The sequence below is a fragment of the Bulleidia sp. zg-1013 genome (assembly GCF_019798045.1).
GTDB lineage: Bacteria > Bacillota_I > Bacilli_A > Erysipelotrichales > Erysipelotrichaceae > Bulleidia.
Genome location: NZ_JAGXEX010000001.1, coordinates 241,262 through 255,266 on the forward strand (window position 1 = coordinate 241,262; position 14,005 = coordinate 255,266).

At 34.5% G+C, this 14,005-nt stretch carries 10 protein-coding genes; all 10 read right to left on the bottom strand.

Annotated elements, in window-relative coordinates:
- Positions 1–44: 44 nt before the first annotated feature.
- Positions 45–2,027 (bottom strand): AlwI family type II restriction endonuclease, encoded by a 1,983-nt coding sequence (locus tag K7I92_RS01100; protein ID WP_220281715.1) that lies wholly within the window; start codon positions 2,025–2,027, stop codon positions 45–47.
- A complete protein-coding gene (locus K7I92_RS01105; protein ID WP_220281716.1) occupies positions 2,028–4,196 on the bottom strand; it encodes a Dam family site-specific DNA-(adenine-N6)-methyltransferase in 2,169 nt (722 codons plus the stop codon). It abuts the gene before it with no gap.
- A gap of 347 nt (positions 4,197–4,543) precedes the next feature.
- Positions 4,544–6,037 carry a carboxypeptidase M32 gene (locus tag K7I92_RS01110; RefSeq protein WP_203245491.1) on the bottom strand — a complete coding sequence of 498 codons (1,494 nt, stop codon included), beginning with the start codon at positions 6,035–6,037 and terminating at the stop codon, positions 4,544–4,546.
- Positions 6,030–7,307: a metallopeptidase TldD-related protein gene (locus K7I92_RS01115; RefSeq protein WP_220281717.1), complete on the bottom strand. Its 1,278-nt coding sequence runs from the start codon at positions 7,305–7,307 to the stop codon at positions 6,030–6,032. Before K7I92_RS01115 ends, K7I92_RS01110 begins: the two co-directional genes overlap by 8 nt.
- On the bottom strand, positions 7,307–8,740 hold the full coding sequence (locus tag K7I92_RS01120) for a TldD/PmbA family protein (protein ID WP_220281718.1): 1,434 nt from the start codon (positions 8,738–8,740) through the stop codon (positions 7,307–7,309). Before K7I92_RS01120 ends, K7I92_RS01115 begins: the two co-directional genes overlap by 1 nt.
- Before the next feature lie 72 nt (positions 8,741–8,812).
- Positions 8,813–9,019, bottom strand: a complete 207-nt coding sequence (locus K7I92_RS01125) for a manganese efflux pump (RefSeq protein WP_220281719.1) — start codon at positions 9,017–9,019, stop codon at positions 8,813–8,815.
- A gap of 59 nt (positions 9,020–9,078) precedes the next feature.
- On the bottom strand, positions 9,079–10,020 hold the full coding sequence (locus tag K7I92_RS01130; RefSeq protein WP_203245487.1) for an ABC transporter permease: 942 nt from the start codon (positions 10,018–10,020) through the stop codon (positions 9,079–9,081).
- A complete protein-coding gene (locus tag K7I92_RS01135) occupies positions 10,017–11,132 on the bottom strand; it encodes an ABC transporter permease (protein ID WP_203245486.1) in 1,116 nt (371 codons plus the stop codon). Before K7I92_RS01135 ends, K7I92_RS01130 begins: the two co-directional genes overlap by 4 nt.
- Positions 11,122–12,645, bottom strand: coding sequence for an ABC transporter ATP-binding protein (locus K7I92_RS01140; protein ID WP_203245766.1), 1,524 nt, complete (start codon positions 12,643–12,645; stop codon positions 11,122–11,124). Before K7I92_RS01140 ends, K7I92_RS01135 begins: the two co-directional genes overlap by 11 nt.
- 118 nt (positions 12,646–12,763) lie before the next feature.
- Positions 12,764–13,963, bottom strand: a complete 1,200-nt coding sequence (locus K7I92_RS01145; protein ID WP_220281720.1) for a BMP family protein — start codon at positions 13,961–13,963, stop codon at positions 12,764–12,766.
- Between the last annotated feature and the right edge of the window lie 42 nt (positions 13,964–14,005).

A 14,005-nucleotide genomic window follows, 5' to 3' on the forward strand; every position in this document is an offset into this window, starting at 1 on the left:
CACATCCTGTGTAATTCATATATTAATTTTTAAATTTCATATTTTTATACCTTATACTCTCCCGTAGCCTCTTTTATCATCCCATCATGCCAATCTATCGTCTCTAATGGCATTTCATGGTATTTATCAAATACTTCATACAGATACTTATACTTAACTTTATTTTCAATTATTTTCTTAAGAGAATCTGTATCCATTGAAATAATCTTCATGCCTGTAATCTTTTCTTCATCTCTGGTGTATGGAATTATCTTTCTATACCTAAAATCTGAAATCACATTTTTATCTAAGTATGTACTAACAAACAAGCTATAATCGAATGGATTATTAAATCTAATCCTATAATCTCCTAAATGTCGTGAAACAGGTTCCATTTCCATTCTTCTTTGATTAGAGCCATCTGCAAGTGTCGCTTCAAGTAGCAATGAATGCTTTGGATAAGAAGTACATGCCTCATATTCATATATAATATCTGCATAGCCTCCGGCTGCATGTGTCTTAGGCAATAAATTGGCTTCTAATGATAATTTCATGAAGTCCAAAATATTTCCCTGTCTTTCGCTTACCTTGTACCATATAATTCCCAAAATATATTCAAAAATAGTAGGTATTGCAGCCTCATCTGTAACAAGTTCTTCAATCCTTTTATCATCACGTTTCTCAAAACAATTTAGTAACTCTATAAGCACACAATCATTAAATTTCTTATCAATCAAAGTATTAAATCTTCTGTATCGTTCATCATTTACATAAGCCTTCGCTTGTTCCGAACTCTTAATTGTAATTCCTAAATCTTTACTTAACACAGCATATACTTTGCTAATATCTAACTTGAATGCTTCTGATATAGTTTCAAGTGGGGCATCAGCTCTGAGATTATTATCTCTACTAAAAGTTTCTGTATACAGAATATCAATAATTTCTTTAAAATAATACTTTGGAATCATATCCAACTTAATCATACGATCTTCAAAAATTAGAGTATCTGTAATATTAAAATATCTTCTATTCAAATCAAAATAATCAGATAAAGTCGCCATGGCTTTAAAAACATGTAAATATTTAAAAAACACTTCTTTTAGTTCTGTTTCATTTTTACAGTTTATAAATGGGCATTGTTTGTGAATTGAAGACTTCCCATTTTTTCTTACACCACCAATATTGGTTGTTTTAAAGAGTAAACTTCTCCACAATGTTCCAGGTTTTTGATTTATATTCTTTGCAGAATTTAATAGTGATTCATAAATGTTTTCGCCATCAAGAAATACCTTCTTTAAATTCTCATACAATTTATAGTACGGCTTGTCATAGCTTCTACTTTTACGATTCATCCCCACTAAACATGTCAGATTTTCATCAACATCAGAGGCTATAAATTCTTCTTGTGCAAGTTTGTAGTTTTCCATTTGCATAAGCCTCTTATGAATTATTTCTTCCGGCAAAATTTTACCTTCTCGATATAATTTAATATCCGATATGATTTGTTTTGCACTTTCGTCATCTCTAATTAGCGGAACAAAATAAGTAAACTCGTCATAACTTAAAAACTCAAGTTCCGTCAGGCACTTTATAACTGCAATAAACGGTCTAACGATACTACCACTTACATCTATACTTGTTTTAAGAAGCTGTTTTAGATAGATAAAGCTATCTCTATTAATATTAAACACATTATTGGTTTCAAAATCCCCACTACTTGTTATTTTAAGGAGTTTCCTTCCTGCAACCGTAATCAATCTATCTTCTGTAATTAAACCAATATCAACCAATCCTGATGTTTTTTCCCTGGCATCTTTGTCTTTTCTTTTTGCTTCTCCTGTTAGGAAAGCTCTATCTTTCATAAAATCATAATATTTTTCTTGCAATTTATTGTTCCAGTTCCAACTTGATTCCTTTATGACCTCATTATAAAACTCATCAAGAAGCAACAACTGTGCCTCGATTTTTAAATTTAGTTTTGCCGTTCTAAAACTTGTCGTTCCTATAACCCAACAAAAACTTTGATATGGAATACTTTTATTAGACATTTACTTATTCCTCCAATTCACAGGATAGTTAGTAATTAAAACTTCTTCAGATATACTGTCTTTATCTTTTCTATGATAGTTACTATTTGAATAACTTTTATTTAAGTAATTGCAATAATATCCTTTGCTTTCAATCCAATTATATAAAATATCATTTCTTTTATTTTTACTTTCCAAAACATTAGACAAAGCAAAACTAAAACCTTTTTCATTGGCTTCGTCCAAAAATTCAAGTAAAGCTTTTTCTTCTATTTCAGTCCACATTCCATTTTCATTATATGTTGCATTTGTAATCAAATAAGGTGGATCACAATAAATAAAAGTCTCCTGAGAAAAATCATCCAAGGAAATTTCCCTAAAATCCTTTTTCATAAACTGGATATCTTTACTTTTTAATTCTTCAGAAAATAGCACAAGCTTACTCCTCATTTTAGAATTAAAATCCCTCTTCCCCACAGGAAGATTAAACAACCCTTTTCGATTAAAACGAATTTGATTATTAAAAGAGAAAACCATCAATACATATAACATGGAGTAATCTGTTTCTTCGGCAAGGACTTTAGCGTTAAAATCATCTCTTAACTTGAGAAATCTTTCTTTATTATATTCGGCTAAGCCTCTACTACTATCACAATCATAATAAGAATATCCATATAGCGATGTATTGGATAAATTATATGCCTCAATAATATTGTCTATTTGTTTTAATAAAGCATCAGTATCAGTGTCTTTGATAAATTTAATTAAATCTATCAGTTTTTCATTTGAGTCATTAAAGATAACTTTTGAAGAAGAGGAGTTTATCCCAACATTTCCTCCCCCGGAAAACAAATCTAAAAATACTTCCTTTTCATCAAACAATGGTTGTAACTGTTCTAATAATTTGAATTTTCCACCAGTATAGTTAAATGGACAAGGAATATTTATTTTTTTCTTTTTTTCACTAAATACTTCACATAAAAATAGTCTTTCTTTATTATCCTTGATATCTGATTTTCCGGTCGAAAAACTCTTGTAGTCTAATTCAAATATAGTAACTTTCCCCTTTTTTCTAAGAATTCTCATAATATCTTCATCTGATATTTTCGCATTTGACCTATCATTTCCCTTGTCAGACATATTATTATATGAAAGTAAGATATACCTTGTATCAGCCATTTCAATAAGTTCTTCAAATGCTTTTGTAGCCGAAATCATGCAGTAATCACTTTTAAGTGAAGTTCTATCCATCTTTCTTGCAACCCCATAAACTTCAGGTTTTTCCCATCTTGCCACATTTTCAAGTAAATGATATGCATCACAATACTGCCTTGAATTATATGGAGGATCCAAGTACAACAAATCACCCCTAATACTTTTAATAAGTTTATTTGCATCTAAGTTATAACAAATATTATTAGAATTTACCGGTTCTTCAGGTAATAAAACATTCAATACTAATTTTTTCTCAAAATCAACATTTTTTCTATATGCATCGTAGTGTCCAACTGTGTTTGCAATCTTATCCATTGCATATAGAAGCGATGTAATCAATATTGCATATTCCTTAAAATTTATTTCTTTATTTTTATACTTTGCTTCTATATCTTCTCTTATATATCCTATCTTGCTACAATCATCAGCAGAAAAGAATGTATCTGCAAAATTTTCTCGCATATAATTATTTTCTTTTGTTTTAACTTGATTATAGTCGTATATAAGCTCAATTATCTTTTTGCTTGAATATTTTTCATATCCAAACCATGCATAATTGGAAATATAATTACTATACAGTAAATCATTTGTGATAAGCATTTTATCCTTAAAAGTATTCGCAACTGCACCGGTTCCACTAAATATGTCAATAACAATATTTACACCTTTACAATTTTCATCAACTGTTTTTCTTATAAAATCGGAAAGAGAATATTTATTTCCTAAATAGCGTCTATTGTTTATGAATGACTGTTTTAATCCTAATTTAGATATTAAAAAATCTGTGTCATCCTTATCCTGTAAACCATCTATATGCAAAAATCTTTTTATAATTTCAACTGCATTTTCATCCCAAAAGTATCTGCCTGTTTCACTTCTCGGAATCGAAATATTTCCTTTATCTATTAATTTATATAAATATGACTTAGAAATGTTTAATTCTTTTATTACATCAGTAACATTAAGCCTTGCCATCTTTATCCCTCCTTGCCACATTTTAATCTATCTAGTAGACGTTATAGCATATTTTACCCATTTTTTCTATATTTTAATTGAAAAATCAGATGCTAATTGCATCAAAAAATAGAAAGTGTTATTTTTATTTATAATACTATTGAAACTATTCTTCAAATTATTATCGAATCCGTTGCACTTGATTTGACAATTGGCGAGTAAAAAAATACTACAAATTCAAATTACTCAAAAATTGGTCAAACGCAGTGATATCAATGTGTTGCCGGTTTTTGGCTCTTTTTAACTGTCAAAGATGGGATATATCCATAAGCTTTTTCCAAATAAAAAAGTCTACCGTAGTAGGCTTCTTATAATTGATATAGTTTCGTGAACTTTGTCTTTAAATAATCAATGTAGTATTGAATATTAAATGGTTCACCTGTGCACTTCATTAGAATTTCTTGGAAACTTAAGGAAGCTCCATATTGATGCACATTTTCTTTTAACCAATCCATGATTATTTCAAAATGTCCTGTTCTTAAGGCTTCATCGACATCAATCTGTTTTTCCATGGTGTGAAAGATTTGCGCCGAAATAGCGGATCCTAAAGCATAAGTTGGGAAATAGCCATAGCCATCCCCGGACCAGTGCACATCCTGTAAAACACCTTCACTAACCTTATCGGCATGAATTCCTAAATATTCTTGGTATTTCGCATTCCAAGCTCTTTCTAAATCATCAACATTCAAACGATTCGCAAAGATTTCTTTTTCCAATTCATAGCGAATGAGAATATGCAATGGATACGTAACTTCATCGGCTTCCGTACGAACCAAACTAGGCTTTACCTTATTGATAGCCCAAATGAACTGCCACAAGTCCACCCCACTTAACTGTTCCGGGAATACTTCTTGAAACTTTGGATATAAATATTGCCAAAAGGCTTCACTTCTTCCCAAATAGTTCTCTAATAAGCGTGATTGGGATTCATGAATTCCCATCTTAATATTTTTCGCCAATATTGTACCATCATACTTTGGATGCACGTTGTGTTCAAAATAAGCATGACCACATTCATGTACCGTCGATAAAATAGAACTAACTGGATTATTAAGCAAATACTTTGTTGTTGTTCTGACATCATTTTCACAAACACCGGTTGTAAACGGATGTTCCGATTCATTCTGATAACCCCAATCGCTTGTGTAATGAATGTAGTCCAAAACTTCTTCCATGAATTCTTTTTGTTTAGCAATCGGGTATTCTTTTTCTAAGAAAGAAGTATCCGGCTGTTTGGCACTTTGAAGCTTTTGAATGAAAGGAAGCAATTCTTTCTTAATCGTATTAAAGAAATCATCATAAAATTCCACCGACACCCCATTTTCATTATCACTTAACAATTGATGATACACATCTTCTGGTTTATTGCGATAAGCAATCAACTTCTTTTGATCTTCAATAATACCTTGAACATGAGGTTTAAAGACTTCAAAATCTTCTTCTTTTTTTGCCTTTAACCAAGCATCATAAGACGCATCATTACGGGCATAATGCGCTACATAGAAATCTTGGGGAACAGATTGGTATTTCTCCGTTTCCTTTAATTCCATTTCCACTTCTTTACGGAAATCTTCATTTAACTCTTCTTTCAAAAGAGCTTCCATCACTTCTTTCATCTTTGGATTATTACTCTTTTCAAATGCAATACCAGCCAAATAAGCCGTTCTTGGATCACGATAAGAAGCACCGCTACTTGGTGCCACGGTTTGTTTATCAATACCAATAATCGTTAATGCCATTTCATAGGCTGAACAAGAAAATTTCCAATCTTGGTAAGTCTTCATTAATTCTTCTTTATTCATGTTCAACTCCTGTTACCATCGCCCCCGGTAATAAGACAAGGGAAGGCACAAGGTTATCGTTATACTGGGTTGATTCTTTTGATAATTTTAAATTTTGAATTTGATTTAACCAATTATCCGATAAAGAACCACCTGTCACCGAAATAATCTTTCCATCTTTATGCAAATATGCCAAACGAATTTCACCACCAAAATCACCATTGATAGGATTCATTTGGAAATCAGAGAATTCAATAACTTCCAAATAATCTCCTTTTCTTAGCTCTTCTTCATCGTAAGTGCCACCTGAAATACAATAATTCTTTGGGATAAAAGTATCCTCTAAGCCTACATAACTAGCGTAACGACGGCTACCAATAAATTTTCTAGGTATATTGTCTTCTAATAAAACACAATCCCCTAAAGCCGAACCATCTTGATCAACGGAAGCGTTATAGGAAGAATTATTTAATTTTGAAAGAGATTGAATAGTCACTTTATCCCCTTTTACATCCTTACAAATTTCTTCACCGCTTTTCCATGAAGAAGCACCGCTCAAAAGCGCTTGGGCGTTCATTTGAACTTTATAGTATTGGAATAAAGTAACCACATTTTCATTTGAAAATAAGATTGGCATCTTTTCTAAAGCCGGGGTTGGAACTGTAGATAAACGATCTTTTCCTTGTTGTAAGACCTTTTGAATATCTTTTTGAAGGAAATCTTTGTCACAAGTACCACTTTTATAATTGCGGTATAGTTCAATTTCATGATTACCTTTGCGAGCATTCAAAATAATTTCTAACATCGAAGATGGATACACATTTTGAACATCCACACCATTGGAATTGATATAATGATCCCTCTTTTCCTCAACAAAGATTTCATAAGAGTTAATATATTTTTCTTCATCTTCCGGAATCGATTGAACGGTTGAAATAAAGTCCTTTGAAATTTGTTTCAAATCGACCTTTTGTACAAAACCTTCGGTCGACTTAGATACTAAAGAATAGGCTTTGTTATGAACATAACCTGCTCTTTCCTTTAATTCTTTTAAAATCGAAAGGATTTCTTCTTCGCTTGAAAATGGTGGTACTTCAGCACCGGCATTACCTAAGCTGCCATCTTCATTTCCCACATAAACCGTCACATCTGTATGTTTGACATCTCTGATACGGTGTTGATCTAAAGCATGCTTAATGAAATAAAATTCCCATGCCTGACTTGTTCTTTCTTGGATTTCCCAAATTGAAATTCCAAGTTCTTTTAAACTTTTTTTAATCAATTCCAACATTAGCCTAATCTCACTTTCGTCTTTAAATAAGGACCACCATCGGTCACTTTCACCCACTCTTTATGACCTTTTCCACAAGCTCCGGCACCGAAAATCAAACGGTCTGGTGAAGTCATAGAAATATTCCCTAATACATCTGGTACATAACCCGTTAAGATTAATGGTGCAACCACTTTACCTGTTAGTTTTCCATCTTTAATTTCACGACCTAAACCAACCATACATTGAATACCCCAATGCTTTGGATCTTCCATGCCAGAAGCCATTTCTTCTAATAAATAGCCATGTTTTATAGAAGCGATCATATCCTCTACACTATCTGTTCCTGAATCAAAAACGGTATTGGTCATACGGGTATACACTTTATGTTCAAAGTTTTCACGCTTACCATTTCCCGTTGCTTGCACACCTAGACGAAGCGCTGATAAAGCATCACAAATGCCCGTTTCTAAGATACCATGGTTGATTTCTAAGGTATCTTGAGCCAGCGTTCCCTCATCATCAAAAGCATAGCTCGTAACATTTTCAGCAATTAAAGCTCCTTCATGCATAGATACTAAATCAGAAGCAACGCGTTTACCAATAAACTCCTTGCCAATCGCACGATCCTTAACAAACATATCCATTTCCACCCCATGACCAAAGGCTTCATGCGCAATTAAGCCGGTGATTTCAGGACTTGTGATAACTTCATATTCTCCCGGCTCAACTCTTTCAGCCGATAATAAATCGTTACCAACCAGGTGCAATTGGTCGATGAGTGGTGCTAATTCATCAATGATTTCTGGTCCTTTTAAACCGGAAGCAGTTTTAACAGCTTGTTTAACCTTACCATTCTTTTGAACCATGGAAACCACATAGGCTTCTGAGTATTCATACGATTGTCTTAAATCACGATTCATGGTTAAAAACATTTTATTCACATGGGTACTATGACTAGCCACCATGTATTCAATCACTTCTTCATGATTGTCGGCAATCTTTTTGCCCAATGTTTCTAACTTTTCAACTAGTGACTTTGTGTCCGCTGTTCCAACCAATTGTTCGGCTTCTTTTTCAACGAATAATTCACATGGTTCATCACTTAATATTGCTGTCTTATAGCTTTGAACATGTAGCTCATTTAATAATTGACTTTGTTCTGAAAGCCTTTCTTCTATTTCTTTTGCCAAAGCACTTGGATTTTTTAAATCATTGGTATTAAACGCATATTCTGCGTATTGACCATCCTGACAAACACGAATGACAATACCTCTTTCACTCGCTAGTGTTTTACTGCTGATTTGTGTCGCACTTTTAAGTACATTCACATCTAATCCATAACTATCGGAAGATAAAATAGACACATAATCATACTTTTTATTTAATTGTTGAATCACTTCCTTTAGACTTGAAGCTTGTTTCTGTAAATATTCTGAAAATGGAACCTTCATATGACCTCCTAAATGTTTTTATTATACCTTTATTTTTGAAAAAAAGAAAAGAACTTCTTTATGGAAATTCCTCTAAAATAACCTGCTTATCCCTATAATGATGAGAACAATTCCTCCTGCTAAAGAAGAATAATTCAATAAACCAATGCTTAACTTTTTACCTACAAAACAAGCCGGTAAACAAAGAAGATAGGTCACTAATCCAATAATGAAAGAAGTGATAAAGGCTCGGATTATTGCATAAGTTACTATCGTAAAGCCTACGCTTAAGGTATCCATGGATGTTGCACTTAACTTGACAATTCAAAACATAAATAAAAGAAGAGATGACTTTTTTGTCATCTCACACTCTTATCGTAAGGAATACCTTCTGCCTTAGGTGCTCTTGAATTCTTGGATGTAAAGGCCAAGACCACTAAGGATACAATATAAGGCATCATGTTATAAACCGTTGAAGGAATCTGTAGAGCCGTTAACCAAGACAAGCCTTGATAAACATTTCCTAAAGCTCTAAAGAAACCGAATAATAAGGCAGCTAAACCAATGTTCAATGGCTTCCATTGACCAAAAATCATAACCGCTAAGGATAAGAAACCGAAACCGGCAACACCTGTTTCAAACTTCCATTCTGAAACACCGGAGGTGATATAGACAAGACCACCTAAACCACCTAAGATACCGGAAATCAATACCCCTGCCCAACGCATCTTATAGACATTGATACCAACTGAATCAGCCGCATGTGGATTTTCTCCACAGGCTCTTAAACGTAAACCAAACTTGGTTCTATACATCAAATAGAAAGCTACAATCAATAAGATAACAGCCAAAATCATAAACCAAGTTAATTCAAAGCCTCCCACATTAATTAAGAAGAATTGTTTCTGTTCAACATATTTTAAAGTAGCTGAAACATTATCCGGATTTTCAGCTTGATTAATTGCCTTAACAATAACTGTCGCCGCAGCTGTCGCAATCATGTTCATAGCTGTACCGACCAAGGTTTGATCCGCACTTAAATTCACTGAGGCAATTCCTAGCAAGCAACTAAATAAGAAACCAAATAATGCGGATGCTAGGATAACAGCAACCAACATACCCAAGGGACCAACACTAAGTGGCACATACTTCATGGCTAAAGCACCACCCAAAGCGCCCATGACCATGATGCCTTCTAATCCTAAGTTAATTACACCGGAATGTTCTGAAAAGGCACCACCTAAAGCCACTAATAGAAGAACGGAAGCGAAAACTAATGTATATTGAATTAATAAAATCATTTTTCTTCTCCCTTCTGTAATTCTTGTTTCTTTTCAAACTTCATTTGTTGGTGACGTTTGTACCAAACTTTCATAAAGAGAACGAAAGCACTGAAGTAAATAATCGTCGCTGAGATTAAATCCGCAATTTGAGATGGATATAAGGACTTATCCAAATACGATCCACCTAATGTGATATGCTCAATGAAATAACTAGAGAAGATAGAACCAATTGGATGTAAACCACCTAAGAATGTGGCCGCAATACCATCAAAACCCATGCTTGGAACGGAAGAAGAAGTCGTTGCCCATTGCTCAAAATCTGTTAAGTACAATAAGGCAGCCGCCAAAGCGGCTAAAGCACCACCAATCATTAAAGTAACGATGATATTCTTCTTTTCTTTCATACCGGCGTAACGCGCCGCTTCTTTGTTGTAGCCGGTGGCTTTTAATTCATAGCCGAACTTGGTTTTATTTAAAACAATCCAAACCAATAGTGCGATTAAGATCGCTAAAGGCACCGCAATGGTTACATATTGGTTACCAAATAATTCATCCAATCCCAATTTTGGTAACACTGAGTTTGTACCCTCTAAGCTAAAGGTATAAGGAGAAGCTGGTTGTTTTACCTTTGCTAATAAGGTGTTGGTGCCATAGAGAATCATCCAGTTCAACATAATACCAGAAATAACTTCATTAACATTTTGATACGCTTTTAAAACGCCAATGATAAAACCGACGAAAGCTCCCATCATTAAAGCCCCAAGCATACAGATATACCAAGGCATATGGAAAGCTAAAGCCAGATAAAGGGAAGTCGCAATACCGGCTGTGTATTGACCGGCCGCTCCAATGTTAAATAAACCAACTTTGTAACAGAAACAAACCGATAACGAACATAGGATTAACGGTGCCGTCTTGACTAAAGTTGTACCAAAATATTTTAAACGCGAGGAACTTCTTGTAAAGGTCATAAAATTTTTAATGATTGTAAAAATACCTTCCGTAGCTCCTTTTGGATTAATCGCCAATAAAACTAAATATCCTATAAACAAACCAATTAAGATACAAATCAAAGAAGAAAGGATGGTTTGCATGGATTCTGATAAACCAGTACTTTTTTTATGCTTCATGAGAAACTCCCTTCTCTTGTCTCTTCGCACCCGACATATATAAACCTAATTCTTCCACCGTTGTTTCTTTTGGATTTAATTCACCAACAATTTCACCTTCATACATCACTAAAATACGATCGGATAAATTCATTACTTCTTCTAATTCCAAAGAAACCAAGAGAACCGCATCACCATTATCACGAGATCGAACCAATTGTTTGTGAATATATTCAATTGCCCCAACATCCAAACCACGTGTTGGTTGTACGGCAACTAATAAATTATGTTTCTTATCCAATTCACGAGCAACGATGGCTTTTTGCTGGTTACCACCCGACATTGAACGGGCAATCGTGGATGACCCTTGACCAGAGCGAACATCAAATTTTTCAATTAAACGGTCAGAATATTGACGAATTTCGCTTTTCTTTAAGAAACCGGCTTTATTAGTGAAAGATTCTTCGTCATACCGTTGCAATATCATGTTGTAATCCAAGGGATAATCCAGCACTAAACCATGTTTCTGGCGATCCTCCGGAATATGACTAATGAATTTAGAACGTTGTTTAATCGTATCCTTACTAATGTCTTTACCATTTAAAAGCACTTCACCAGAACTAATGGCTTCTAAACCCGTAATGCCATAAACCAATTCGCTTTGACCATTACCATCAATTCCGGCAATACAAACAATTTCACCGGAGCGAACATCAAAGCTAACATTCTTAACCGCATTGTTTTTATGCTGTTTAGAAGGAACGGTCATATTCTTTAAAGAAAGCACAACATCCTTTGGCTTAGCTTCCGCCTTTTCTACCACCAACTGAACATCACGACCAACCATCATCTTCGATAATTCTTTTTCACTTGTTCCTTTGACATCAACGGTACCAATGTACTTACCACGACGTAAAACCGATACACGATCCGCTACTTCCATGATTTCATTCAATTTATGTGAAATAAATAAGATACTCTTCCCTTCCCGAGCTAAGTTCTTCATGATTTGCATGAGTTCTTCAATTTCTTGTGGGGTTAAAACCGCCGTTGGTTCATCAAAGATTAAAATATCGTTATCCCGATAGAGCATCTTTAAAATTTCAGTTCTTTGTTGCATACCAACCGTAATTTCTTCAATTAAGGCATTGGGATCCACTTTTAGACCATAACGATTGGATAAATCCAAAACCTTCTTTCTCGCTTCCGTTTTTTCTAAAAAACCATTCTTCGTGGTTTCAACACCCAAAATAATATTATCTAAGACACTAAAACACTGCACCAATTTAAAGTGTTGATGCACCATTCCAATCCCTAAACGATTAGCATCATTTGGATCTTGAATGGTAACCACTTCACCATCTTTCCGAATTTCCCCTTCTTCAGCTTGGTATAAGCCAAAAAGAACAGACATCAATGTTGACTTACCTGCTCCATTTTCTCCCAATAAAGCGTGGATTTCACCTTTTTTCAATTGGAGTGTGATATCATCATTCGCAATAATACCGGGGAAACGTTTCGTAATGTGTAACATCTCAATTGCATATGGAGTTTGCACGTTTGAATCCTCCTTGTTTTTTCTATTATAAAATAATTCACATATAAATTTAAGCGTTTTAAAAAAGGCTACTTTCGTAGCCTTTTAAGTCAAACTACTTGATACTTCCTAGATTTGTTACTTTGACAACTTCAGTCTTAGGAAGTTGTTCTGTGTTCGCATCCGAAGAAATCGTTAATTTCTTTTCATAAATATCTTTCACTAACTTAGCGTAGTCTTCTTTTGTGAAGCCCTTACCAAATTGTGTTGTTGCCGGTAAACCAACATAGTTCTTAGAATCATCAGCAGAAACGACACCTAAGTTATCAATCTTACCAACAATTTCATTCCACTTGCCATCTTTAATTGCTGTTAAAGTATCCTTTGTGGCTGTACCTAAAGCCTTCATAGCTGAAGTAACGGTTAAGCCTTCACCATAAGTTCCATCAATGGTTGCCTTTTGGTCAACGTCAACACCGATAATCTTAGCCTTTGCTTTCTTAGCGGCTTCGGCAACAGATGTGAAGACACCTCCACCACAAGAGAAGACTACTTGCGTCCCACCTTTGTACCATGTATCCATAGCGGCTGTGATATCCGCATCACCTTTGAATTGGTTTGAATAAGCGTACTTAATTTCAACATCCTTAAGACCTAATTCTTTAGCTGCGGCTTCAGCACCTTGAATAAAGCCATAACCATAACGAACAACAGCAGGAACAGCCATACCGCCTAAGAAACCAAGTTTCTTGTAACCTAACTTAACAGCAGCGTAACCGGCCATATAACCAGGAATCTCTTCATGATAAATAGCAGAATAAACATTCTTTGTATTATAATATTTCTTTACGTCCCAATTTTCAGGTTTGAAATCGTATTTTTCACCAGTTTTCTTTGTTCCGGCTTCGATTAAATCACCGGCGGCCACATCAAGAGCAACGAACTTAACGCCTTCCATTTCTTTCTTGCCGGCAACGTCAACAATAGCACCCGCAAATAAGTAACCAGGCATAACGATAACGTTATATCCATCATCCACTGCCTTTTCAATCATGTTAACACGATCAGTTGTATTATCTCCTGCAGGCTTATAATAAGTAAACTTAGCCCCATTAGCTTCGGACCATGCCTTAGCGGCTTCATAGGTTGCTTGGTTGAAAGATTGGTCTGTAATATCACCAGAGTCAGTAATCATTGCCACTTTCATATCCGTCTTTTTGTTGTTGTCGGTTGTTTTACCACTATCTTTATTTCCACAAGCAACTAAGCTTAGGGAAAGAAGACCGGCTAAAGCAACCTTGAATAATTTTTTCATTTTTCCTCCTAAACGCTTTCCGTTCTTACCTCAATGATAAAT

What these genes read in the sequence shown, in the direction of transcription:
- K7I92_RS01100 (WP_220281715.1), bottom strand. Translation starts at nt 2,027, where the DNA reads ATGTCTAATAAAAGTATTCCATATCAAAGTTTTTGTTGGGTTATAGGA.
- K7I92_RS01105 (WP_220281716.1), bottom strand. Translation starts at nt 4,196, where the DNA reads ATGGCAAGGCTTAATGTTACTGATGTAATAAAAGAATTAAACATTTCT.
- K7I92_RS01110 (WP_203245491.1), bottom strand. Translation starts at nt 6,037, where the DNA reads ATGAATAAAGAAGAATTAATGAAGACTTACCAAGATTGGAAATTTTCT.
- K7I92_RS01115 (WP_220281717.1), bottom strand. Translation starts at nt 7,307, where the DNA reads ATGTTGGAATTGATTAAAAAAAGTTTAAAAGAACTTGGAATTTCAATT.
- K7I92_RS01120 (WP_220281718.1), bottom strand. Translation starts at nt 8,740, where the DNA reads ATGAAGGTTCCATTTTCAGAATATTTACAGAAACAAGCTTCAAGTCTA.
- K7I92_RS01125 (WP_220281719.1), bottom strand. Translation starts at nt 9,019, where the DNA reads ATGGATACCTTAAGCGTAGGCTTTACGATAGTAACTTATGCAATAATC.
- K7I92_RS01130 (WP_203245487.1), bottom strand. Translation starts at nt 10,020, where the DNA reads ATGATTTTATTAATTCAATATACATTAGTTTTCGCTTCCGTTCTTCTA.
- K7I92_RS01135 (WP_203245486.1), bottom strand. Translation starts at nt 11,132, where the DNA reads ATGAAGCATAAAAAAAGTACTGGTTTATCAGAATCCATGCAAACCATC.
- K7I92_RS01140 (WP_203245766.1), bottom strand. Translation starts at nt 12,645, where the DNA reads ATGTTACACATTACGAAACGTTTCCCCGGTATTATTGCGAATGATGAT.
- K7I92_RS01145 (WP_220281720.1), bottom strand. Translation starts at nt 13,963, where the DNA reads ATGAAAAAATTATTCAAGGTTGCTTTAGCCGGTCTTCTTTCCCTAAGC.